21 protein-coding genes and 1 tRNA gene are annotated in these 23,432 nt (G+C 45.4%); 8 read left to right on the top strand and 14 right to left on the bottom strand.

The window, feature by feature from the left end; translation table 11 throughout:
* Positions 1-38: 38 nt before the first annotated feature.
* The 10 genes from ribBA to BM021_RS08605 all read right to left on the bottom strand — a co-directional run bounded on the left by ribBA (position 39) and on the right by BM021_RS08605 (position 10,834).
* Positions 39-1,136 carry a bifunctional 3,4-dihydroxy-2-butanone-4-phosphate synthase/GTP cyclohydrolase II gene (gene ribBA / locus BM021_RS08650; protein WP_090720638.1) on the bottom strand — a complete coding sequence of 366 codons (1,098 nt, stop codon included), beginning with the start codon at positions 1,134-1,136 and terminating at the stop codon, positions 39-41.
* A 24-nt stretch (positions 1,137-1,160) separates the two neighbouring features.
* Positions 1,161-1,766, bottom strand: coding sequence for a riboflavin synthase (locus tag BM021_RS08645; RefSeq protein WP_090720661.1), 606 nt, complete (start codon positions 1,764-1,766; stop codon positions 1,161-1,163).
* A gap of 122 nt (positions 1,767-1,888) precedes the next feature.
* Positions 1,889-3,652, bottom strand: coding sequence for a tetratricopeptide repeat protein (locus BM021_RS08640; RefSeq protein ID WP_090720637.1), 1,764 nt, complete (start codon positions 3,650-3,652; stop codon positions 1,889-1,891).
* A 49-nt stretch (positions 3,653-3,701) separates the two neighbouring features.
* Complete coding sequence (locus tag BM021_RS08635; protein ID WP_090720636.1) at positions 3,702-3,974, bottom strand: DUF4242 domain-containing protein; 273 nt, start codon at positions 3,972-3,974, stop codon at positions 3,702-3,704.
* A 61-nt stretch (positions 3,975-4,035) separates the two neighbouring features.
* Positions 4,036-4,632, bottom strand: a complete 597-nt coding sequence (locus tag BM021_RS08630) for a TetR/AcrR family transcriptional regulator (protein ID WP_090720635.1) — start codon at positions 4,630-4,632, stop codon at positions 4,036-4,038.
* Between the two features lie 89 nt (positions 4,633-4,721).
* Positions 4,722-4,798 (bottom strand) — tRNA-Arg (locus tag BM021_RS08625).
* Positions 4,799-4,919: 121 nt separating this feature from the next.
* The gene (locus tag BM021_RS08620; protein ID WP_090720634.1) at positions 4,920-6,203 is read right to left on the bottom strand and encodes an HlyC/CorC family transporter; all 1,284 of its coding nucleotides are present in this window, start codon (positions 6,201-6,203) and stop codon (positions 4,920-4,922) included.
* Between the two features lie 311 nt (positions 6,204-6,514).
* Complete coding sequence (locus BM021_RS08615; protein WP_090720633.1) at positions 6,515-7,603, bottom strand: P-loop NTPase family protein; 1,089 nt, start codon at positions 7,601-7,603, stop codon at positions 6,515-6,517.
* Between the two features lie 355 nt (positions 7,604-7,958).
* Positions 7,959-8,885, bottom strand: coding sequence for a hypothetical protein (locus BM021_RS08610; RefSeq protein WP_090720632.1), 927 nt, complete (start codon positions 8,883-8,885; stop codon positions 7,959-7,961).
* Positions 8,886-8,995: 110 nt separating this feature from the next.
* Positions 8,996-10,834 (bottom strand): copper oxidase, encoded by a 1,839-nt coding sequence (locus BM021_RS08605; protein ID WP_090720631.1) that lies wholly within the window; start codon positions 10,832-10,834, stop codon positions 8,996-8,998.
* A gap of 1,140 nt (positions 10,835-11,974) precedes the next feature.
* Here BM021_RS08605 and BM021_RS08600 point away from each other — a divergent pair.
* From BM021_RS08600 to BM021_RS08590, 3 genes are all read left to right on the top strand, one after another.
* Positions 11,975-12,874: a DUF6502 family protein gene (locus BM021_RS08600; protein WP_371116306.1), complete on the top strand. Its 900-nt coding sequence runs from the start codon at positions 11,975-11,977 to the stop codon at positions 12,872-12,874.
* Positions 12,871-14,085 (top strand): DUF5666 domain-containing protein, encoded by a 1,215-nt coding sequence (locus BM021_RS08595; protein ID WP_090720629.1) that lies wholly within the window; start codon positions 12,871-12,873, stop codon positions 14,083-14,085. Before BM021_RS08600 ends, BM021_RS08595 begins: the two co-directional genes overlap by 4 nt.
* Before the next feature lie 137 nt (positions 14,086-14,222).
* Positions 14,223-14,723 carry a septal ring lytic transglycosylase RlpA family protein gene (locus BM021_RS08590; protein WP_090720628.1) on the top strand — a complete coding sequence of 167 codons (501 nt, stop codon included), beginning with the start codon at positions 14,223-14,225 and terminating at the stop codon, positions 14,721-14,723.
* A 15-nt stretch (positions 14,724-14,738) separates the two neighbouring features.
* On the opposite strand, the gene BM021_RS08585 is transcribed toward BM021_RS08590, so the two are convergent.
* Positions 14,739-15,824 (bottom strand): DUF4214 domain-containing protein, encoded by a 1,086-nt coding sequence (locus tag BM021_RS08585; protein ID WP_090720627.1) that lies wholly within the window; start codon positions 15,822-15,824, stop codon positions 14,739-14,741.
* Positions 15,825-16,246: 422 nt separating this feature from the next.
* Between BM021_RS08585 and BM021_RS08580 the strand changes: the two genes are divergently transcribed.
* Positions 16,247-17,806 carry a hypothetical protein gene (locus BM021_RS08580; protein WP_143074320.1) on the top strand — a complete coding sequence of 520 codons (1,560 nt, stop codon included), beginning with the start codon at positions 16,247-16,249 and terminating at the stop codon, positions 17,804-17,806.
* 3 nt (positions 17,807-17,809) lie between these two features.
* A complete protein-coding gene (locus BM021_RS08575) occupies positions 17,810-18,451 on the top strand; it encodes a DUF3047 domain-containing protein (RefSeq protein WP_090720625.1) in 642 nt (213 codons plus the stop codon).
* Positions 18,452-18,528: 77 nt separating this feature from the next.
* Here BM021_RS08575 and BM021_RS08570 read toward each other — a convergent pair whose 3' ends face one another.
* The 3 genes from BM021_RS08570 to BM021_RS08560 all read right to left on the bottom strand — a co-directional run bounded on the left by BM021_RS08570 (position 18,529) and on the right by BM021_RS08560 (position 21,618).
* The gene (locus tag BM021_RS08570) at positions 18,529-18,879 is read right to left on the bottom strand and encodes a YdbL family probable chaperone protein (RefSeq protein WP_090720624.1); all 351 of its coding nucleotides are present in this window, start codon (positions 18,877-18,879) and stop codon (positions 18,529-18,531) included.
* A 29-nt stretch (positions 18,880-18,908) separates the two neighbouring features.
* Positions 18,909-19,124: a YnbE family lipoprotein gene (locus BM021_RS08565; protein WP_090720623.1), complete on the bottom strand. Its 216-nt coding sequence runs from the start codon at positions 19,122-19,124 to the stop codon at positions 18,909-18,911.
* Positions 19,125-19,185: 61 nt separating this feature from the next.
* The gene (locus BM021_RS08560) at positions 19,186-21,618 is read right to left on the bottom strand and encodes an intermembrane phospholipid transport YdbH family protein (RefSeq protein WP_090720622.1); all 2,433 of its coding nucleotides are present in this window, start codon (positions 21,616-21,618) and stop codon (positions 19,186-19,188) included.
* 120 nt (positions 21,619-21,738) lie between these two features.
* Between BM021_RS08560 and BM021_RS08555 the strand changes: the two genes are divergently transcribed.
* From BM021_RS08555 to BM021_RS08545, 3 genes are all read left to right on the top strand, one after another.
* On the top strand, positions 21,739-22,749 hold the full coding sequence (locus BM021_RS08555; RefSeq protein WP_090720621.1) for a metal-dependent hydrolase: 1,011 nt from the start codon (positions 21,739-21,741) through the stop codon (positions 22,747-22,749).
* A gap of 142 nt (positions 22,750-22,891) precedes the next feature.
* Positions 22,892-23,071, top strand: coding sequence for a hypothetical protein (locus BM021_RS08550; RefSeq protein WP_090720620.1), 180 nt, complete (start codon positions 22,892-22,894; stop codon positions 23,069-23,071).
* 4 nt (positions 23,072-23,075) lie between these two features.
* Positions 23,076-23,318: a hypothetical protein gene (locus BM021_RS08545; RefSeq protein WP_090720619.1), complete on the top strand. Its 243-nt coding sequence runs from the start codon at positions 23,076-23,078 to the stop codon at positions 23,316-23,318.
* The last annotated feature ends 114 nt before the right edge of the window (positions 23,319-23,432 follow it).

Genomic DNA, 23,432 nt, shown 5'->3' with positions numbered 1-23,432 from the left:
CTCCTGTCAGTTAATTGAGCGATGCTAAAAATTTAAAATTATCGCCTGTGGGTTTCCGCGTAACTGGTCACTTCCAAACCGAACCCTGTCACGCTGGGCATTTTTCTCGGTGCGGCCATAAGTCGCATTTTCCCAACGTTCAGATCTTTCAGTATTTGGGCGCCGATACCATGATTACGCAGGTCTGTCTTGATAGGGCTAGCGTGAGATTCCTTTAATTGAATGCGTTCAATCGATTTGGCTGAACTTTCTTTACGATGTAGAAGGACGATCACTCCTCGCCCTGCTTCAGCGATCAATTTCATTGCTTCATGGATATTCCAGGAGTGCGTATGATCGTCCATATCCAATAAATCAATCACAGACAAGGGTTCATGGACGCGTACCAATGTTTCGGTTGTTGGATTGATCTCGCCCTTGGTCAAAGCCAGATGGGTGGTATTGGCTATTTCATCATGATAGGCTATCAGCAGAAATTCACCGTGCAATGTTTGAATCTTACGCTCAGCTACGCGCGAAACCAAGCTCTCGGTTTGACTACGGTATTGAATCAGATCCGCAATAGCGCCAATTTTGAGCTGGTGCTTACGTGCAAATTCCATTAAATCAGGCAGCCGCGCCATACTGCCATCTTCTTTCAGAATTTCACAGATGACCGAAGCTGCTGTCAAGCCTGCCATTCTAGCTAAATCACATCCTGCTTCCGTATGGCCTGCACGCACCAGGACGCCGCCTTTTTGCGCCATCAATGGAAAAATATGCCCTGGTTGCACAATGTCTTGCGGTTTGGCATCGGCTTTAACGGCTGCTTGAATGGTATGTGCGCGATCGGCTGCAGAAATACCTGTGGTGACTCCACTGGCTGCTTCGATGGATAGCGTGAAATTAGTACCTAAGGGCGCGCGATTAGCGGATACCATTAAAGGTAAATCCAACTGATGACACTTTTCCTCAGTCAAAGTCAGGCAGATCAGCCCGCGGCCATGGGTGGCCATAAAATTGATGGCCTCTGGCGTCACAAAATCGGCGGCAAGGACCAGATCCCCTTCATTCTCACGATCTTCTTCATCGACAAGAATGACCATTTTGCCGCATTTAAGATCAGCAATAATGTCCTGGATGGCGCTGATCGTCATGACTGTTTAATCTCGTTGATAGACTTAAGCATTTAAATTTAATAATCGTGCCACATAACGCGCCAGCATGTCTGTTTCCAGGTTCACACGCATGCCCGGCGCAAGTTCGTTCAAAGTCGTCATCGCTAAGGTATGTGGAATCAGGTTGATAGAAAACTCATCGTCGTCAATCTGATTAACCGTCAGGCTTACGCCATTGATTGTGATTGAACCTTTATGGGTAATGTATCGCAGTAACGACAGCGGTGCTTTAATGGTCAGTAAAAAGCTCTCACCTGCCGGTTCAAATTTTACCACCGTTCCAGTGGCATCCACATGCCCGCTCACCAAATGTCCACCCAATCGGTCGGACAAACGCATCGCCTTTTCCAGATTAACGCGTGCATCGATCTGATCCAATCCTTGCGTACAGTTTAAGGTTTCCTGCGAAACATCCACCGTAAAGAGGCCATTTGCTAATGTGGTGACTGTCAAACAAGCGCCATTCACAGCAATACTATCGCCTGGCTTAACATCGCTCAGGTCCAAATTGCCCGGAAAAATACTTAAACACAGCCCAAAATGTATATTATTTTCTATCGGACGAATCTGCCTTATTTCACCGATGGCTTCTATGATTCCAGTAAACATCACACCCTTTTCTATGGCTTTTATGACAGGGATCATATTGCAGGCATAGCTGGGAATCAAGGATATCTCGAATAGTTTTCGAATAATCGAGGCATTGGCTGCAGCTCTGCTATATGCGCTTTTTATTTATTAGTGTTACTCGGCCGTCCAAAGCGAGATGCAGCAAGGGATACGTCGGCACGTGCCCAGGCCTTTTTGAAACGTGCTTCAATGAGCGCTGCTTGATCATCCTTCTGTTGCGCACGCAAGGCTTGCACCAATCCGTACAGCGCCCATCCATTGTTACGATTGCGCCGCAGATCTTCCCAGTAAACCGTTTCTGCTTCGGCAGGCTGTCCTGATTCCAGTAAGATGGCACCCAGCGCCAGCCGTGGCGGCAGGTGAAACTCCGATGGTTCTGTATATACCAGGGCATCTTCCAGGCGAGCTGCTTTCTCAAGGTGCGCAATGGCCTGATCGAACTGGCCACGTGCTGCAGCGATTTCGCCCGCAAGTACCTCTGGCGCGGCGTTCAGCACTGTGCTGGTGGTATTTTTCGAAAGTAGCGGATGGTTTAGTGATGGATCTTTCATGATCTTACGCAACGCTGACAACTCCTGCTCAGCTTGTTGCAATTGCTGTGTTGCGACCAATGCAAGGCCGCGCACATAATGCCAGCTTCCAGTTAAAAATGGACTGGTCAACGGCGGCGCAGGCTCTGCAAGAATTTCCTTCCAGTGCCCGAATCTGGCGAGCGCCCAGTAAGGTGTCACACGGAAAATTGCTGTCAATGGAATGGCCTTGAGTACTTCATCGCCAATCTTGCTGGCAGCTTCTCTTGCAGACTCGATGGCAATTTTGCTTTGACCATCTACGGTAGCTGCGAACCAGAGAAAGTGAATGTTGTGCGGATAGTACACCATCGGATATAAACCGTGCGCATGGCCCTGTGTAATATAATCCTCGTCTGCTGCGATAGCCAGTTGATTGCTCTTCATGGAATCGGCGTAGCGGCCGACGCGCTGATAAATATGCGACGCCATGTGTACCGTGTGTCCTGCCGCCGGCATCAAAGTCAGCAGTGTATCGGCTGCCTGCTCTGCTCTCTCGGGTGTGCTGGTCGGCTCTATCAGGTGAATATACATGTGTAGTGCACCGGGGTGTTTCGGATTGCGTCGCAACACTTCTTCAGTAAGCGCGACAATTTCGGCTGTGCCCTCATAGGGCGTACCATCCGGCATCCAGTAGCCCCAGGGTCGCAGATCCATCATCGATTCAACGTATAGCATGGCAATATTCAAGTCGTCCGGAAAACGCTGATATACTTCTCGCATCGCCTCCGCATAAGCCTTATCATTCGTTGTCCGGTACTCGGCTTTTCCTGAATAACGCTTCTCAAGCGCGCTGATAAGCGCTTGTTCTCTCGGTGAAGCGTTTATCATCCGTAACTTGGCTTGCTGCACCAACTCCAGAGCCTGTGGCTCCTCGTTCGGTTCCATCAATGCATTAATGTTAGGACCGAGCACGAGTGCCTGACCCCAGTAAGCCATTGCAAGCTCTGGATCGAGCCGTGCTGCCTCGCGGAACGCACGCCGCGCTTCGGCATGGTTGAACGCGTACGCAAGGTTAAGACCTTGGTTAATGTATTGTTGTGCTAATGGATTTCGGGTGCTGACGGGAAATGTGTGCGTACCCAGGTTATGCAGTCTGGGTGCAAGTTGATCGTCCGACTCCGGTTTACGTGTTGCATCGGATGGTACAAAATGCTTATGGCGCTCTTTTGGTTCTGCTGAGGTCTCAGGTTTTCTGGTTGCGGTTAATGTTTCAGTCGCGGCAAATGATCCGGAAATGCCGACAACGACCAGGATCAGAATGAATACCGTGAAATGAATAGCATGAGATTGCATGAGCGTTACCTCTTAATAAAATTTCGTGATCAATAGAAACTTTCCTATTCTATTCAGCCGTGGTTGGATCAATCACGGATCTAACTTGAGAGACACAATTGGCGGGAAAGTCGCCTTGCTCGGCATGTGCTCTGATGGTGGCTTCGTCGGGTGCAATGTAGACGCAATAGACTTTATCATCCGTCACATAGCTTTCCAGCCACTGGATGCGTGGGCCCATGCTGTTCAGGATGCTGCATGATTTCTGTGAAATGGCTTGCAGATCTTGCTGGCTAAGCGAGCCTGCGCCGGGAATTTCACGTTCGATAATATATTTTGGCATTTCACTTCTCCTGTAGTATTGGCTAAAATATGACCGGTCGTCTATTTTATGAAAGCATCAATCAGGCTTTAAAATAATCTTCCAGCAAAGTATGGCAACATTGTTTAATCGGTGCGGATGATTTTTCTATTTTCATTCGCAATAAAGCCCCTTGCCAGGTATTTACCAGCAAATCAGCCATTTCCTCAGCTGTCTTGTCCCTTCTTACTGTACCTTGCTGCTGGGCCCTGGCCAACCCAGATTGCAATAAATCCCGATAGTTTTTAACTGCCGATTGAAGGGATTCCTGACAAGCATCACTGCTATTGCCGATTTCTCCCATCAGATTGCCGAGCAGACAACCTCCTTTGAACGCGTTCTTTTCAAGCTCCTCAATGAGCTCGTCAAAATAACGCCTGATTGCACCCAGCGCATCCGTGTCGGATTGGTTTAAGTATATGGATAATTGTGCGATAAACGGATGGATATAATGCTGAATGACTTCGGCACAAAAATCGTCTTTACTATCAAAGTAATTATAAAAAGAACCTTTGGGAACGTTGACTGCATCCAAAATCTCCTGTAGTCCGGTACCGTGATAGCCTTGCGCTATAAAAAAGGCAACCCCTTGGTTCAGCAAGTTTTCTCTATTCAGTTCTTTTTGGATTGATTTAGGCATTTGTTTATAATACGACCGGTTGTCTTGAATGTCAAAAAAAATCCCATCAAAGCTTTTTTTGCAGCTCTATCTATACATTAGATGATATATGGCGCGCCCAACACGATTCGAACGTGCGACCCCCGCCTTCGGAGGGCGGTACTCTATCCAGCTGAGCTATGGGCGCTTTGATGAAAGTTTTGATGACTTTTATCGGCTGACAGGATATCTGCTTTTATAGTTCTCGTCCAACCTGGATTAAATTTATATCAGCACGATAACACTAAAATTCGATTAGAAATTTTAAACTACTCCTGGGTTTTTGTTTCAACTTCTGTCAAGGCTGGAAAAATTCTAACAGTTTTTACCACTCGGTTTTTGGTTTGAATGATTTCCATTGGATAACCGGCAATATTTAGCCCGATTCCTGCTTCCGGGATATCCTGAAAATGTTCCAGTATCAGGCCATTCAAGGTTTTTGGCCCATCCAGTGGAAACTGGAAATCAAGCTTGCGATTTAATTCACGCAATAATGTGCTGCCCTCGACAATCACGCTGCCATCTTCCTGCTTCAAAAATGTGCTGGTTTGAGTGGGTGCATGGGTCGTAAACTCTCCAATAATTTCTTCGATAATGTCTTCCAAGGTAACCAAGCCCATCCATTCACCATATTCATCAACCACCAAGCCAACTCTCTGCTGATTTTCCTGAAATAGCTGCAATTGAGAAAATAAGGGTGTACCTGAGGGGATAAAATAGGGTTCACGCATCACTGCTTCAAGCGCTTCTGCTGTTATTTTGCCATTTTGCATTTGATTCAAAACCTTGCGCACATGAACAATACCCACAATATTATCTACGCGTTCACGATAGATGGGCAAGCGCGTATGATGACACGTCAATAATTGCGCATGGATCATCTCATCATCCGCATCCATATCAATTGCTTCAATCTGACTGCGCGGCACAATGACATCATCTACCGTGATGGTTTCTAGATCGAACAAATTCAGCAGCATACTTTGATGCTTATGCTGTATGAAATGCCCGCCTTCCAATACCAAGGTCTTAAGTTCTTCGGTACTTATTTTTTGCTCGAGCTCGCCTTTTTTGGGTTGCAATCGAAACAGGATCAGCAATCCTCGGACAAACAAATTAATGAACCATACAACAGGATAGCAAATGATTAATAAGGGGGTCAGTACATAACTAGCTGTTAACGCAATACGCTCTGGATAGGCAGCGGCGACGACTTTGGGAGTAATTTCACTGAACACCAGAATGGCAAAAGTAACAGCTATCGTGCCTATGAACAGTGCAAAATCATCATGAGCAAAAAGCTTAGCGATAATGACAGCCACTAACATTGCAGAGGCTGTGTTAAGTAAATTATTACCCAGTAAAATGACACCCAGTAAGCGATCCGTATGATCGAGCAATTTTACAGTCAATCGAGCGCTACGATGGCCTTGCTTGGCGAGATGCCGCAAGCGATAACGATTAATCGCCATCATGCTGGTCTCAGATAAGGAGAAAAAACCGGATAGAATTAACAAGAACACCAATGCAATCAGCATGATGTGCAGCGGCATGTCTTCCAAAGAACACCTTTATAATGTGATGAAAATGTTAAAAAACCAGGCAATAACAAACACTCTAAATGAATAAGTATGTATTTTGGATGCAAGGGGAGGTTTGTCAACTGCAAATGTTAATTGAGCAGCCAATAATGTTGGATTTACCTGATATTTTGCTTTCGATATTAAAACCGGAGAGTGATTGATGTGCACAGAATTTTTGCCAGTGCGCAATCTGAGCCAATTAAATGCTAGTAGCCATAAAAATGTAGAGGGCACAACACGTATTGGCTTTTATAGATGGTTTGACATTTATAAAAATGTGGTTAGTAAGCTCTTAATCTTTCATCATATCCCGAATGAAGAGTATTTGCTGAGGGGGGAATTTGCAATACATCAACTATGGTTTGAGAACTGAGCGCTGTTTTATCTAAAACAGGTAATCCTGTAGCATCTTCAGTTTCAATTACCGCCCGCGGAGAAGCTGTCAATCGGCCGCTGATTGCAGTCACAGGTAATTTTTTACGTTTTAAACTTTCAATCCCTGCTGCTGCATCCAGTGCATCGCCTGCGGCGAAAATCACGCTGTCGACAAGCTTCGCAAACGCTTTAGAATTCAATAAAGCGGTTGTTTCGCATCCTAACAGACCACCGGCTACTTCCATGACAATGGCGTCCATCTTAGCTACGCTTAAATGCGTAACAAGCGTTTCAATAATATTTTCAACCTGTTCTGGTGCAACAAGGTGAGTCGATGGAAAGCCTACATGGGTAAAGTCTAAAGTTAATTTGGATCCAGCGTCTTCCATAAGCCAGGCATCTCTGCCAGAACCAGTACCAGTTACCTTAGCCGCGCCGACTGTATATCCTGCATTGGCCAAGCCGTGAATCATCGTAGTTGCAGTCATTGTTTTACCAGCATTAATAGTCGTGCCAACCACCGCCACCGTATATGGATGAGGAAATAAACTGAATAGTTCAGGTAGGGCATTATTTTTTAGATTGATTCTTCGTTCATTGCAATCTGCTAGCAGACCAATGGGTTGAATTCGAGTAGGCTTTCTTACACGGGCATGACGATAATTCATGCGTGCTGCAATACCTCCCGCTGCCACTAGGTCACATATTCTCAGATCATTGGGCACTTGTGCCTCAAACTGATCGGGTGCATAGCGATTTCCGTAGCATATGATGATTTCATCTCCTACAGACAAACCAGAACGTCGGCCAGGCACCAATTCCAGTTCGTTATAGTGACCTACTGTTATGATTTTGGCTAACAGCATATCTCCGGCATGAGGAACAACATCATCTCCATCCAATAAAATTGCCACTGATTCCGGGTTTAAGTTACGTGACGTATAAGCTATTTTGGCATTCAGCAGACGCTCCTGATTAATGAATGAAATATTCATTTTAAATCCTCTGCTCGTTTATTTTAGAAAATGATTAATTGATCTTCAAAGACATTCTAAGGCCTAAAATTTACTATCAACCCATAGAGCGTAGAGTTTATAGAAGGTTATATTATTGTAGATTACCTCCCTGAAGCTTTGGTTCCTGAATTTGCGCGCTTTTTCGATAAGTACCTTATATTGTTAGTTTTATTATTTATTGTGCTAGATAGTGAGTTTTATAAAAAAATTAAGCAATATAGCTTTCTTGTTATTTTCTAAGCGTGCTGCAGAGAATGTTCATTACGAGTAACTTATGAGTTATTGACCAGAAACTAAAAGGGGCGATTGTCGCCCCTTCTTTATTTAATGCTAGCTAGCTCAACACACTGACATCATCCCAGCTAATTTGGTCAGGTTGTATACCCACGAACGTGATGGAGACATCCGGGCCAAAGTCTACAATCAGATCCTGGTCGTCATCACTACGGCGAATATCGGTAACAAAACTCGCCAGATGATCAACGGAGGTTAAGCCAAGGCCAGTATCAAACACCAGCAAGTCACCTTCGCTAGAATTAAAATCTCCGATACGCAAATGCGCTGCTTCACGGAAAACAAACTGATCTGCTCCGGATCCACCATGGCAATCCTCACCGCCACGCACGGCAATAAGATCATCATCGTCTGTCGGGGAAAATTTGAGTTCATCTTCAATATTAAAAGGTCCGCTTCCGGGTGTGTCGGGTATCCACTGTTCAGAAATGCGGTGATAAGAACCGTCGCCATCGATATCCGCATAGCGAGTGACCTCAATCCCGAGAGTTTCAATTTCGGTATGGACTACTTCAGTGCCATCCACTGCATAGGTTTCGCTATTGTCATCAACCGATTTAGGTTCTGGTACACCGTCTTTAATTTCAAATACTTCGGTTATCTGGTCATCGGAAATAGTGAATTGGAAGGTTTTGTGTTCTCCACTTTCCGGCGGATGATCATCCTCGTCATTAATGCTGTCATCATCACTATCATCGTTGTCATCCGTATCATCCGAATCAGAGGAAATGGTGTACAAGCCATCACCATCCGAATCAGAATAGATGGTGACTTCAGATCCATCAGCGGTTTGCTTTGTGTGTGTAATCTGATCACCTTCAATAAAAAAGGAATCTTCGTTATCAATTGATTGTTGTTCACTAACGCCGTTTTCAACTTCGAAAAAAGCCGTCACAACGCCATTCTCAATGGTAAACATAAATTGTTTGTCACTTTGGGTGGATGAATCATCATACTCTGTACTCATCTTTTCTCCTCCTTCTCTAAGTAAATAAATTCGGCAATATAAACGGTGTCTAATGTCCTAAGATCTTATCAAACACTGTTCACGTTCACGCCCATCATTGATTAATTGAGTTATTTAATCGGATCGCGTTGCGCTGGTGTCAGTTGACTACTCCAGGAAGCGGGTAGATTCTGAACCCAGCCGTTATAAGCCAGGGGGATTGGCAGGATGCCTTGTCCTCCCATTCCTGGATTACCTTTGATGGTGTCATCCATTTGCGTTGTGTCCGCAGCAAACAATCCTACCGTACCTGCAATTCTGGCATCGGAAGGATCGCCGTCACCGTTTGGATCAGGATCCACAACTGTCATTCTGTTTGAGAATTTGCTGGTAACATACGCATAGTAACCACCGCCTTGTTTGGCACCGTATTGCACACCATGGCAACCTGGATCACATGGCAGCATGGCAACAACTTCATCAGTAGTTACCAGACCTGGCCGTGTATCAATAACGGTAATCGTGTCTATGAGCATATTGGCTGTGACCATGTGTTTTCCATCTGGCGAAACAGGGGTTTGAATCGGTAGGGCACCGGCAGGTCCAGAAATGGTTCCTGCTACAGGATCATAATTTTCTATCAGATTGATCTTCTTGATGACATGGTGCGTATTCATATCCACCACCGCAATGGTGCTATCTAATAGACTTGCAACATAATATTTGCTGGCATCCGGCATCATGCCTGTGGCTATAGGATGGCTAAACGGACCACTGACCGGCAAAATGGCTTCAATCGTATTTGTTTTGAAATTGTATTGCGTGGAATCATCTGAAAGGACATTTGGCGTAACCATGGTTTTTCCGTCGTGACTCATCCAATGTCCATGTGGATTGCCTCGTCCAATATCCACTCGGCGCAACAGCTCGGTTGCAAACGGAGCCAGTTCCATCACAGCATCAGTGCGGGTATCGCCGTTATTGGTGACGTGAAGGCGGTCGCTATCCGTTAGCGTCATTACATGTGCAGGTGCTTCGCCCACAGGAACATTACGAATCAGTGCACCTGTTTGACGATCATAAACGGTCAGTTTGTCATCAAACCATTGTGTCGCATAGATAACATTTTGATCCTTATCCGTCCACATATTGTGTGCATTGTTCATGTTGATGGAGGGCAGTGCTACTTTGCGAGTGACTTGCCAAGATGAGCCATCTACCGCTGATACCGTGCCTGGTTTTGTCTTTCCTGTGGTGGTTTCAAACTGAGTGGCTACCCATATTTCCCCTACCGCGGGTGTCTTAGGATTTACAATTGCTGCCAGGGGAATGTCATTGCCGTAGCGGGCATTCAAAACAGCCGGTAAATTAACGACACCGGTGTCCACCCGCACATCAACATCAGGATAGGTAACATGCCACGGTTTATTACTTGTATAGTCTTGCCAGTTAGCGGGATTGGTTGCGACAAAGAAAGCTCGCAGCAGGCGTGTTGCCAGGTCGCTGCTGCTTGGCACGGTAATGCCATTGATTAAGCTGATTGAAGATCCAAGATCGAGGCCGCTTGTGTTTGGGTCATCAACAATCACCGCACCTAACATAAAGGGATGAATACTGCAGGTGAAAACATATAAGCCTGGTGTTGTCAGTGTTACATCATCGCCGCCTTTGGTAGGTTCTGTATTAAATGGCATGTTAGCGGCGCCGGTTGGAAAGATCACACTGGTTCTCGTGTGCACCGTTCTGGAATCACCGGCAAATTTGACACGTACACCTGGGGAAGCGATTGCAAGGGAGCGACTGCCTGCGATTGCTGTTCCGGTATCAAACCAGTGTGCTGGGTTGTCTGTGAGTTTAAATTCGATTTCGTTAGCGCCAGCAGAAGCGTTGTTTATCGATAGAAGGGCTAAGACCACTGAAGAATAAGCTGTAAGGCTCACAATCTTTTTAATGAAAGATGTATTAAGCATATTAAATGCTCTCCTTGGTTTGATTTAATAACATTAATTTATTTGCTGCCTGCCTTTGTATTAACTTAGTTGCGCCGTTAGTTCGGCGTAATCGAGTTTTTCTTTAATACACCGTGCTACCTTTGGCGCCATTAATATAGCTAATCCAAAGTAGTTTTCCAATGCGCCTTACTTCACGGTCATTGATTTTGACTACCACAAGTAAGCTCAGCAGCATCATCTACGTCGCGCCTTTGCCTTTGTTGTGTTAGATCATTTGAGCCATGCTCATATCGCTCGACTGGATTATCTGCATGACGCATAGAGTATCCGGCATAATTATCTAAGGCTTGTCGTGCTAGGACTGGAGCTGAGACAAGGCCCTGAGACGAGGCCTATACTGAATACTAGAATTGTAATATTTGAGAATTTTTTCATAGTACTTTTCCGCGATTAATTAAGTAAGCGCAGCATCGGTAAAACTATCAGGATGTGCATATGTGTGAATATTTCCCACACAGTCTCATCATACGTGGGAAATTTTCTCATGTCAACAATTCATGTAATAATTTCCCACATTGTGTTATCACATTGTGCTATCATGATTGATAATTTCTATTTTTAAGGGCTGTAGCGGCTAATCAGATAAAGGTAAGTGATTGTAATTAATAAAATATACAATCCGGAAACCGAATATTTTGTATTAGAGAAGTGACAGAGATCATCGGTATTTGCTAGAAATTCAGCGCATATTGCAGCGTTGTTTTATATAATCGCTATTTAGCGACACAAGATCTGACACAGATTTGACGAAGTAACACCGACTTCTAGATGCACGCCACTGATCACATGTAAATAACATCAGCTAGCTTAGTTTGCCCAGCTATTGAAGTTATAACGCACAAGACGTAAGACTATCCTTACCTGATGCATTAATCACCCTATGCTATTACAAGGTAAAAATTATATGAATGGCATTGTGAGTTTGTGGAAGCAGGTAAAGTATCTGACAAAATACAGTAAGATCTCTGAAAAAGAATCTTTTTCATTATTCCTTAAGAAAGTAAGTAAATTAATATGAACCCTTATTAAAAATGGACTCAAATTCAGAGTTAATCTACTATCCATTTTTAATTTAATTATTTGATATTTCATTTGAATATGTACTGCATGCTTCCTTCCATTTCAATATTTTCACCTGCACTTGTTGCTGCGCTGCGTCGAGCATTGCGTCCATTGGTCAAACTGATGCTTGCGAAAGGAATTACTTATAATTTTTTAAGTGAGATACTTAAGGAAATTTTTGTAGAAGTGGCAGATAAGGAGTTCAGGATTGGAGAAAAGCCTTCCACCGATAGTCACTTAAGTTTGCTTACAGGCATTCATCGTAAAGATATTAAACGCTTGCGCCATTATGCGCACTCAAATATCGAAATTATTCCGCATACTGTTTCTCTGGGTGCGCGGCTTATCAGCCTTTGGACAAGTGATGCGCGTTATTTGGATGAAAACAATCAACCCAAGCCATTACCTAGATTTATTAAAGAAGGTGGAGAAATTTCTTTTGAAGGCCTGGTTACCAGTGTGAGCTGCGATATCCGTTCGAGAGTTGTGCTTGACGAATGGCTAAGGCTGGGTGTTGCCCGCTTTGATGATAAAAAGCGTGTTTGTCTTAACACGGCTGCTTTTATTCCTGTGCATGGCTTTGATGAGAAAGTTTATTATTTTGGTCGTAATCTACACGATCATGCAGCAGCTGCTGCCAGTAATTTACTGGAGGAAAGTCCACCGTTCCTTGAACGGACTGTTTATTATGACGAATTAACCGCGGACTCGATTAAGATACTCGCTGAGAAATCTGAAAGTCTTGGGATGGAATCTCTATTAGCAATTAATAAAGAAGCGATAGAACTAGAAAAAAATGATATCCTGAAAAACGAGCCGCGTTATCGCATGACATTTGGTATTTATTATTTTAGTGAACCTGCTCAATCAGAAAAGTCTGCCGAGATGAAAAACAGCATGTCTACTGAGCGGGAAAATACTTGGAATTCTGCATGACAAAAATCTCATTGACAGCGCTATATCATATCAATAGATATATATTAGGCATCATGACTCTGATGCTCACATGCTCTGTCGACGCATTAGCGAAAAACAATTGTAATTCAAACGCTTCATCAATTAATCCTTACATCGCTACTAATTCCGGAATAGGCGGTACAGGTGGACCTCAGTTAGAGATGGGGGGTGTTGGGGGTACTGGCAATACAGAAGGGGGAATAGGCGGTACCGGAATTGAAGCCAAGGATGGCGGTATCGGTGGCACAGGTATTATTGGAATCATTACCGGATTCGCGAGTATTTGTGTTAATGATGTTGAAATTCACTATGATGCCAGTACGCCTGTCTCAGTCGATGGGCAACCATTTACCATACATGACCTGGCCGTAGGTCAAGTCATTGCTGCGCGAGCTGTAGGTGCAGGGCATGAGTTTACAGCACGTAACATTGCGGTCTTCCATGCTGCAGTTGGACCTATTAGTGACCTAGATCCTGGAACTGGAGAATTGTATGTATTGGCTCAAACCGTACAAGTTAGGCAATCGCAAGATCAGGATAATTTTTCGCGCTTGAAAGCCGGTGATTGGGTACAGATTAGTGGTCACAGGCTCGCTGGTAATGTCATTATCGCATCCCGCATCGATTCAATTTCACCTCTTGAAGAGGCTAGAATAAAGGGTCATGTCACTCGAGTTGATGCTAATGGCTTTGAAGTTAATGGTACTCGCATCATCAATCATGATTTACCGATCAACATCATGCAAGGGATGGAAGTTCTGGTTGTGGGTCGCTGGGATGGTGCTTATCTGGAGGCGCAGTATGTCCAGACTGAACCTACCCGTCAAAGTATTGGAGATGTAGAGCATGTAATAATGGAAGGCTACATTCATGCATTAAATGACGAGGAATTCAATTTGAATGGCCATATGGTCACGCTTGATTCCAATGCGCAGATAGAGGGTAATGCAAGAGGTGATCTCAAGCAAGATCAGCTTCTCCAACTCAGCGGGCGATTAGATGCGGATCAGCGTATTGTTGCTGAACACATTGAGTTAAAGAAGGAATTTCCTGTTCAGTTTCATGAAAGCGACCATACTGGTCAAACTGATAGCGATGGTGAAGATAAAAAGCACCATGCAGAAAATGAATTAGAAATTAAATCTACTGACGAAAGTGAGAGTAGTCCAGCAGCAGTCATCGTGATGTAATAAGATAACTTAAATTGATCATAAACTCAGTAAGAATCATACGATAACCTTCGTCATAAGCTCAGCGTTTTACAATTGGGTGCGGGTATATATAATCATGCCTGTCTATATAGAACTTGTACATTCAAGATTTTTCTATGTCCCAATTGAGTCACACTCAATCGATCGGAATCATGTTGTTGATGGCTGGCCTACTGAGCGGCTGTGCTTCCATGTTTTCCGGTACACTACCTCACTCGGCTGGCGGTGAGCACCGTGCCCCCAACTTTAATGCAGCTTATAATAAACCTTATAAGATTAACGGCGTTACTTATTATCCATTAAAGTCAGCTGCCGGATATCGTGAGGTTGGGACTGCGTCCTGGTATGGCTCAGAATCGGGCAATCGCACAGCCATGGGCACACGTTTTGTCCCTCATGGCTTAACCGCTGCTCATAAAACCTTGCCTTTGCCTTCCAGAGTCAGAGTTACCAACCTGAACAATGGTCGCTATGTGGATGTCATCGTCAATGACCGTGGTCCTTTTAAAAAAGGCAGAATCATTGACTTATCTCATGGTGCCGCAAAAAAAATCGGTTTACATGGCGTAGCCAAAGTAAAAATCGAGCATCTCAACAGTAAGATCAGTCAGAAATAGACAAGCCCAGTTCAATTAAACGAACTCTACGCCACTTTGCTGAAGCCCGACGAGATTGATGTTCGTTTCGTTTACGTCAGAATTGGCTGCAAGTTCCAGCAATTGCGCCTGAGTGGATGTTCCGCCTTCCAGCATTCCGACATAAAAATCATGTTCTGCAGGCGTAGGGGCTGTACCGACTATATTTTGAAAAACCGTATCCACAAAATTCTCATTGCTGAGATTCATAAAATCAACTACGAGTTGTGATACTTCAAGCACACTTTGACCAGAATCGAACAGATTCAGTCCGACGCCCACATAATCTGGATGCTCCTGGATAGCAGGTGCATCGAACGCTGCACCGATGATACGGACTGTATTGTTAGTCGCTTGTCCGTCGTTAAGATCAATAGCAAAATTTCTATCTGCAAATCGGAAACGTTCGATACCAGATAATGTATCGTTACCATCTGGTCCAGAAACACTTATGCCGGATGCTGTTCCTGAGATTGAGTAGCTCGCGCGGCTATTGCTGTAGATTACGGTATCGATACCCGAGCCACCATCCAATGTGTCATTGCCGCCTTCACCATTCAACGTATCATTGCCACCGACAGCCTGAATAACATCATCCCCTGTCGTACCTGCCAAATTATCAGGACCATCGGTGCCTGAGATCACGTTGTTCTGTACAGGTACAGTGCCTGTGTTACCGGCAAAATTCGTTGGGGAATTGATTCCAGTCGTACCATTACGATTAAGTGACAGTCCCCCGTCAGTCGGTAACTGCGACCAACTGAGTGTACCCCCAAACATTCCTGGAAAATTGATACTGCCATTGGTGGTAAACAAGAATCCGTTCGGAATGATGTAGTCAGGCGTAACAATACCTAAATCCGCAAACCCTTGAGTTGCAACCAGTACCGATTTGCCGCTGGTCGCTGCGTTGGGTAGATTGGTGTTGATAGAATAGGTATTCGTGTTGGTACCGTCGCTCGAGGTGATCGAATGCCCTGCCCACACGTGCTGACCGTCGGCATCGCCCACGAATTCAATGAATTGAACAGTTCCATCAGCATTGGAATACACTTCGTTAATGTGGAAAATATGGAATGCCATTTTCTTCTCCTCCTTAAATCAAATGATTATTTTGTTCTTCCGTAGCTAAATTCTAAATTCTCTTAACTGCGGAATAAGGAAAATCCAGGTAACTTCCGCTGAAAGGACTCACCGTCTATTTCATCCTGGCAGCGTATTCTGAAAAACATACATCCAATATAAGAATCCAATAACACTATGAGACGAATAATAAATGATTTTGTTTCTCTTCTTCTTTAACTGTTAAATAATAAGCTTTAAAAAAGCTTAACGCATTCTTTTCGACAATGAAAGCTTTTTGATCTAAGCTTAATTAAATAAAGAAGGAATTAATAATACATACACAATGTAATGACGGTATTGTAATTTGACACAGCGCGCATTTTTTCAGCGTTGATGAGTTCACAGTGAGCAATAAGCAATTGCATAGCGGGGGAAAGTTCATGAATAATTTCGAACATTCAAAATGCATGATACCGATGATGCAGGTGGTTCTTATCTGCAGCGTGCTATTTCTGACTGGTTGTGTTGCCGTAAAAACTAGAACGGCTGCACCAATGGCTGCACCGATAGATATTACCCAGACAGCCTGCCGGGCTTTGTATGAAGAGGTTGATGCTGCTATTGATGATGCAGGTATGCGTGACTATGGTGCATTTCGAATTCAAGGTTTTCCCTATCTTCGCACGACACGTCTGCTGTCCTCGTTCAGCCACGAACTCAGCGATGCATCGCCACAGTGGTCAGCATGGATTGATCATATGGCTGATCTTGATGCTCGAGCGCGTGCATTAGAGTTACGCAATTTACCTTCCACAGCAATGGGAGGGCGGCAAAAAGATACTGTACTTGACGAACTCAACAGTTGCCGTGATTTATTGATCATGGTTGATCTAATGAGACCGGGCACGGCACTTCCTGTCCGGCTGCGCGAGGCCGTCCGCATTCCGGATGACTACGTGACCTGGTGGCAGGTATTGGGGCTTTATCCAATTACTGCCCCGCTTGTTTCTGCCGGTATATCCGCATGGCATAGCAGAACACATGATACCTTCGCCACACCGCTCGCATTACTGCCTGTTATGGGTAAACTGGTGCGTTGGTTGCCACCTGCAACGACCAATATTACCGCAACAGGCATTCCATTACCTAATAAACCTAAACCTCTCAACACTCAGCAAATCAGCGATATCCTGCAACGTTCGCGTGATCCACTCGGGATTCCGTTGCCCATGGCTGCTGAATTGGAGCAGCTTTTTGCCACGTTTGCACCAATATGGGAAGTGGATGTCGTAGACGAGAACGATCATATCGGCAGGGTAGGCTGGAGGGGAAACGAGGCGACTGTAGACATCACCCACTCAACGCTCTATCACAAGATTTCACATACACGTTTCGGCGATCAAGTGTTGCTGCAGCTTAATTATATTGTCTGGTTTCCAGCGCGCCCGGGAGATGACATCTATGCCGGTAAACTCGACGGCATTAACTGGCGGGTAACTCTAGGGCCGAATGGAAAGCCTTGGCTTTACGATACCATTCATAACTGTGGCTGCTATCATCAATTCTTCCTGAGTCACCAGTTGCGCTTGCGTCAAGATTTGCCCTCTCTCTATTTTGAAGCGCCACTACTGCCGCAATCGGCGCCCGAGCAACAATCGTTGGTGCTGCGCATTGCTTCCCGTACTCATTTCATCCAGCGGGTCTATCATGATAATGTGCTAGGCAGTCAATCATCGGTGATACCGGCGAGTCAGCCGCTGGCGTGGGGGGATTATAATGTATTACGCTCGTTACCTGCGGATGAAGGGTATCGCAGCTTGTTCGGTGAATATGGACTGATTGCTGGAACGGAGCGACCGGAACGCTTTATTCTGTGGCCGATGGGTGTTCGCTCACCCGGCGCAATGCGCCAATGGGGACATCATGCCACTGCTTTTAACGGACGTCGTCATTTTGACGATGCGTTTCTCATCGAATCGCTATTTGAGAAGATGCAATAACGCATGAGGAAATTCTTATTCTGGATGGTAATCAGTCTGCCGGCTATGTCATGGGCAGAAGGTGAGCGTGTAGATATCGCCCGTTTCTCACAAGGTGATCTAAGTGAATGGCAGAAAAAAGCTTTTGTTGGCGAAACCCGTTATGCGCTGGAGAACTCGGATGGACAGCTTGCCTTGCGTGCTGACAGCAGTGCAGCGGCTTCGGGGCGCTATCGCGAAGTCAGCGTCGATCTTGACAAAACACCCATCCTTCACTGGAGATGGAAGGTTGGCAATATATTGACGGGTAATGATGAGCGCACCCGCGCAGGCGATGATTATCCGGCACGAGTTTATGTGGTATTTTCCGGTGGCGTGATGTTTTGGCGTACCCGCGCCATCAATTACGTGTGGTCGAACAAGCAGCCGGTTGGCAGCAGCTGGCCCAATGCCTTTACCAGCAATGCACACATGATTGCAATAGAATCAGGCTCTGATCGGGCTGGTCAATGGATCAGCGAACGCCGGGACGTGCGTGCTGATTACCGCCGTGCCTTCGGTGAAGAGCCTGGTCAAGCCGATGCCGTGGCCATTATGACCGATACGGATAACGCAGGTGGAAGGGCTACAGCCTGGTACGGTGATATCTGGTTTACAGAAAAATAATGATCTTCAGTGATGAGAAGCTGGATTCTTATAGATTTCGCGGTTAACAAGAAAGCATGTCATTATGAGCTCTTTTGTTATTTCTTTTTCCATTGCCCATTGATCTGAATCCAGGTTCCTGGCGGGACCTGCCGGATGATTTCTTCTGCATACACTTTTCCCACCTGTTCAATGTCGATACCCTGGGCAGCGGCTTTTTCCTGATAAATCGCACTGCGTCTGGCGTTAATCGCATCAGCTTCGGCCTTTGCACCAGGGTCTCGCGCTATCACATAGCCATTATAACTTTCACCGATAGCGCCGGATGCGCGTAAGCTTTCCAGGCTATCAGCCCATACAGATGCCCCGAGAAGCGACAATGTCAGCAGAATGGTATTCATAATTCCCCACAAGGGTCTTGTAATGATCCTCTTTGGAACATAGGGCATGTGATTATTCTCCTTTTATCTGGTGAGCATTAGAAGATGCCAGGATTGGCAGCGATATCTTTTTTAGCTTCTTCTTCAAGCTTTACTCGAATATCGGCATCTAGCTTGATATTGAGATTAATAGTGATCGGTTCCTCGGGAGGATCGACTTTCACTGTGGGTGCGCAGGCAGTCATTAACAAGCAGCAAAGGGTCAGTATTACTTTCGCAAGTATGGCATCTGCCATTTGATCAATGTGGCGCATGATTGCACTCCTTTTAATGAGCTTTTATTTGCTTCCTGGCTTTAATGTAGCGCAGTATAACTTAATGGAGCCTTAATGAACCGCGCAGAATTTCATGAGATAAATTATATCCTTGATTGATAGTTTCCAGGATCTTGTCAATGTCCGTTTCCAGTTTGATATTCAAACGAAAAGATCGTCCCTTTTTCACCTCAGGATTTTTCCCTAACAGGGAAAGTTTGACTATCAAATCGTGCGTGACCGATTTGTCCAGGTTCAGTGTTAATTCAGTGTAGTGAAAATCCTGTAGCGCTTTCAGTAACAGATTTATTTCCTCACCTGCACTGGCCAATAGCTGCGAAGCTTTTTCTAATTTTAAACGCAGAATGCCGGGTGCTTTGGCTGCGAGACGGCCGTTTTTTATCGTGACCTGATTACCTTCCTCCAGGATAATCGGGATATCGCCGTCGAGATGCCCGCTTCCCGTGAGACCTTTAACCTGAATCAGATCAAAAAAGGTTGTGAGATTGAGATTATCGATGTGTATCAAGATCTCGGAACGGGCAGAAGCCGGATTGATGACCGTGGGTGCCAATGACACTACGCCATCCATCATGGAAAACTGTGCTTTTTCAAGAATGATGCGAGGTGATTCTCCGTCTTCGATTTGATAGGAAACCAACAGATTTTCCAAAGGTATGCCCAAATCGATGCGCTGGACCGTAATGGCTTGTTTCGGCTGGCTACTGGGAGATAATAAATCTTCTATATGGAGCGTTACATTCAGATTGTCGATTTTCGCGGCCTCGCGAGCAAACGATACATTCTGTAACTCGACTGCACCGTGGCTGTCGCGCATCCCTTCATTGGACCACTTAATTAGAGCGCTTGCGCTGAACAAGCCGCTGACATCATCCAATGACCCAAGAAGGGGGGAAAGGGCATCCGGTTGCAAGCCATCCGGTGAAAAGCGTAGCGGAACAATCTCTGCCTTTAGCATGCCATTACCGCTATCGGATGCGTGTTTGCCAGTGATTTTTAAATAACGCACAGTCGACACGCCACCTGCAATATCCAATGCATATACCGCCGGCTTTCCAGCAACGGCTTCGTTCCTGATGCTGCCGGAAACGGACAACGGTGCAAACAGCGGCTCGGATGTCAGATGCTGCAGTTGGCCGATGGAGAAGTCAGCAATTTTATTGGCTTGTGTGGTACCAAGATGCAAATTGGTCGAGATATTTTTTAATTGCAGGTGGGATTGAGGTAGCAACAGTGCGGCATTGCTGAGAGTAACTTCCCCTTGGTATTTCTTATCGACATTGAGTTGTCCACTCAACACGATTTCTCCAGGGCGGATCTTTGCTTCAATCGCTGGAGATTTTTCTTGCTTTGCCAGCAAGGTAAAATTTGTGGGTGTCACTGCAATTTGATGTTTAAGTATATTTTCTGCCCATTCAATATTTGCCTGGGAAATAGAAAATCCCAACGGACCTTGGAGGATCAGATCATAGCTGGAGTCAATTTTGCCAAACCTGATCTGCCCCGGATTTCTCAAACCTACTCGTGCAATTTTCTGATTGAGGCTTACCTGTAGCGGCAGTGAAATGGACATCTGCTGAATGGTTACGGATTCCGCCGCCAGGTGGCCGCCATCGACATTTAGATCTAACTCTCCGCTCAAAGGCGATCCGCGAGCATTTCCTTTAAGCGTAAGCCGGTTAATGGTCATATTATCCAGCTTGAATGTCTGCTCAGGAACTGACTCTGGCAGCGGTATTGCTGACAGATGAATATCCGATAACATGAATTCGGTTTGGATCAGTTGCAGATGCCGTGCCGCTAGCGCAAAAGTTGTTTCACCGGCAAACCTGGAAATTTGGATTTCGGGTGAATTGAGCGTGCCTTCTGAGACAGTGATTTTACCCTGCATATGGCCCTGCCTATCCAGAGTTGCAGCCAGCATGACTTTGGTTTGAGCGAATGAGCCAGAAACTATGGCGCTGAGATGTACCGCCTGATTTCCTGATTGGCCTGGCGTGATATCTCCGAACAGCGCTACAGTCAAATCACCTGCCGTCGAATGGAAATGAATCGCTGAATCCCGTAATGAAAGGATAGGCAGCCAAGGGATTGTCAAATCCTTTTCTGTGGCTGAAGTCATTGATTGCAGGGAGTCTGAAAGAGAAGGCTTCTTGCTTAGATCGAGCATTATTTGCAAGCCGCTGATTTCTATCGCAATCGGTTTGCCGGCAAGCAGATCACTGAAATCCCAGGTTACCAGAATTTTGTCAACACGCATTTCCTTGTCAACGCCTGCTGTCAGACCCTGCAACCGTAAAGCATTGAGTGAAACATCAAGCACCGAAACGGATTGCAGCGGAATATTCTGCTTGCGTAGTTGATCGCTAATCAGTGCTTCCAGCAGCGAATGGCGAAAGAGGTAAAGGCCAGCTCCGACGATAATGATAAGGCTGGTCAGAATCAGTAACCAGGTTTTTAAATGTTTACTCACTTATTTTCCCTTATTTCTTTGCGCCTTAACGAAGGCAATAAGAATAAATCGCACTCAAACCCTTCATCTTTTCTATACTATACGTCATTTTAAAAAATTTTTCGTACTGTCTTTTAAATTATGGACTTATTAACTCAAGGATTGCTGGGCGCCACAATGGCTCAATCAGGTGCCAAGCAACCAGACATACGCATGGCAACCGGTATCGGATTTTTTGCAGGCCTGGTTGCCGATGCTGATATTCTGATTCAATCAGAAAATGATCCGCTACTGAATATCGAGTTTCATCGTCATTTCACGCATTCGCTGTTTTTTGTGCCGCTGGGCGCCTTGATTGCAGCGCTGCTGCTGTGGCCTTTTTTGCGTAAGCGTTTGCCTTTTGCCCGCCTGTATGTATTTGCTTTGCTCGGCTATTGTTTAAGCGGCGTGCTGGATGCTTTTACCAGCTATGGCACGAATCTGCTCTGGCCATTGAGCGATGCACGCGTAGCATTGAATATCATTTCTGTGCTGGATCCGGCTTTCACAATGATCCTGCTGGTCGCCATGGTGGTTGCTTTCAAGAAATATAGCCATGCTGCAGCGCGCATTGGGCTATTGCTGGCTGCCGCTTACCTGTCATTCGGCTGGATACAATTGCAACGCGCTGAAACCGTGGCTCAAACATTGATTGCCGAAAGAGGGCATAAGGCTGAAGAGTTACTGGTGAAGCCTACACTCGCCAATCTGGTATTGTGGCGCTCGATTTATCAATTTGAAGGTAAATTATATGTGGATGCCATCCGGGTCGGTTTGTTTTCCGAGCCTCACATTTATCCCGGGGAATCGGTTGATAAATTTGTGCTGGAGCGCGATTTGAGCACATTGCCCGCTTCATCAGTGCTGGCGAACGACATTGCACGTTTCAGCCATTTCTCAGCAGGGCTGCTCGCGATTCGCCCGGAACAACCGAATGTATTGGTGGATGTGCGTTACTCCAATTTGCCGATGACACTGGCGCCGCTCTGGGGCATCGAAATCAACCCGGAACAGCCGGATCAGCATGCGAAATATACGCTTTATCGGGATTCATCGAGTGCTACGCGCGATAAATTCCTGAAGCTATTGTTGGGCGAGCATATTTTGGATTGATACAAATTGATTTCATAGATCGCTTTGCGTATATTTCACTGCATCAAGAGTATGTTTATTTTTATCATTTTCTCAAATCTCATCATTTCAGTGATTATTTCACAGCCATCTATTTTGAGAAATTTTCAGGCGACTTTCTCCTATGAGTCGACTATCCCTTTCTTTTCTGATTGACCATGAGAGTTTATCTTTCATCGACATTGAAAACGATTTGGGCCCTGAGCGCGAAGCAGTCCGGAAAGCTCTTGGCGGTGATTGTACGGTTGTCGAAAGTTATACGGCTGACGAACGCGTATCCGCGAGAGCTGTCTGGCAGATGTAGCGGGGTGCGGAATTATCGGTCGGCGTTATGGATTCACCCTCCCGGTCAGCCCTTTTCCATTACTGAGCTTGAATACCAGCAGGTGCGTGAGCATAAGCTGCCAACACTGATCTCCGTTAAGGACGATGGCGCGATCTTGAGCCAATTTCATGACGCAGTTACTCAGGAGAATCCGCCAGACCTGATCGGATCGTTTCGGCAGCGCGTCAATAAGGGTGCGCGTGGTTCTCGAATTACTAAGCAATAAAAATCCAGAAATCCTTGACTAATTCCAATTACAGATAGAAACAGTAATAATATAAGCCTTTACCTTTGGTAGAGGTCATCATGGCACGGAAGGCAAGTGGAACGGAGCAACTTG

This window comes from Nitrosomonas sp. Nm166, from assembly GCF_900112825.1.
In the GTDB taxonomy this organism is placed as follows: Bacteria; Pseudomonadota; Gammaproteobacteria; order Burkholderiales; family Nitrosomonadaceae; genus Nitrosomonas.
The sequence above is the reverse complement of the archived record's forward strand: the minus strand, read 5'-3'. Positions and strand labels throughout refer to the sequence as shown.

Excerpts from the sequence above, each read along its gene's own strand:
- BM021_RS08570 (WP_090720624.1), bottom strand. The coding sequence starts at position 18,879 with ATGCCCTATGTTCCAAAGAGGATCATTACAAGACCCTTGTGGGGAATT.
- BM021_RS08580 (WP_143074320.1), top strand. The coding sequence starts at position 16,247 with ATGAATAATTTCGAACATTCAAAATGCATGATACCGATGATGCAGGTG.
- BM021_RS08605 (WP_090720631.1), bottom strand. The coding sequence starts at position 10,834 with ATGCTTAATACATCTTTCATTAAAAAGATTGTGAGCCTTACAGCTTAT.
- BM021_RS08595 (WP_090720629.1), top strand. The coding sequence starts at position 12,871 with ATGACAAAAATCTCATTGACAGCGCTATATCATATCAATAGATATATA.
- BM021_RS08600 (WP_371116306.1), top strand. The coding sequence starts at position 11,975 with ATGTACTGCATGCTTCCTTCCATTTCAATATTTTCACCTGCACTTGTT.
- BM021_RS08620 (WP_090720634.1), bottom strand. The coding sequence starts at position 6,203 with ATGCCGCTGCACATCATGCTGATTGCATTGGTGTTCTTGTTAATTCTA.
- BM021_RS08590 (WP_090720628.1), top strand. The coding sequence starts at position 14,223 with ATGTCCCAATTGAGTCACACTCAATCGATCGGAATCATGTTGTTGATG.
- BM021_RS08645 (WP_090720661.1), bottom strand. The coding sequence starts at position 1,766 with ATGTTTACTGGAATCATAGAAGCCATCGGTGAAATAAGGCAGATTCGT.
- BM021_RS08615 (WP_090720633.1), bottom strand. The coding sequence starts at position 7,603 with ATGAATATTTCATTCATTAATCAGGAGCGTCTGCTGAATGCCAAAATA.
- BM021_RS08630 (WP_090720635.1), bottom strand. The coding sequence starts at position 4,632 with ATGCCTAAATCAATCCAAAAAGAACTGAATAGAGAAAACTTGCTGAAC.
- BM021_RS08640 (WP_090720637.1), bottom strand. The coding sequence starts at position 3,652 with ATGCAATCTCATGCTATTCATTTCACGGTATTCATTCTGATCCTGGTC.
- ribBA (WP_090720638.1), bottom strand. The coding sequence starts at position 1,136 with ATGACGATCAGCGCCATCCAGGACATTATTGCTGATCTTAAATGCGGC.
- BM021_RS08635 (WP_090720636.1), bottom strand. The coding sequence starts at position 3,974 with ATGCCAAAATATATTATCGAACGTGAAATTCCCGGCGCAGGCTCGCTT.
- BM021_RS08565 (WP_090720623.1), bottom strand. The coding sequence starts at position 19,124 with ATGCGCCACATTGATCAAATGGCAGATGCCATACTTGCGAAAGTAATA.
- BM021_RS08610 (WP_090720632.1), bottom strand. The coding sequence starts at position 8,885 with ATGAGTACAGAGTATGATGATTCATCCACCCAAAGTGACAAACAATTT.
- BM021_RS08550 (WP_090720620.1), top strand. The coding sequence starts at position 22,892 with ATGAGTCGACTATCCCTTTCTTTTCTGATTGACCATGAGAGTTTATCT.
- BM021_RS08585 (WP_090720627.1), bottom strand. The coding sequence starts at position 15,824 with ATGGCATTCCATATTTTCCACATTAACGAAGTGTATTCCAATGCTGAT.
- BM021_RS08555 (WP_090720621.1), top strand. The coding sequence starts at position 21,739 with ATGGACTTATTAACTCAAGGATTGCTGGGCGCCACAATGGCTCAATCA.
- BM021_RS08575 (WP_090720625.1), top strand. The coding sequence starts at position 17,810 with ATGAGGAAATTCTTATTCTGGATGGTAATCAGTCTGCCGGCTATGTCA.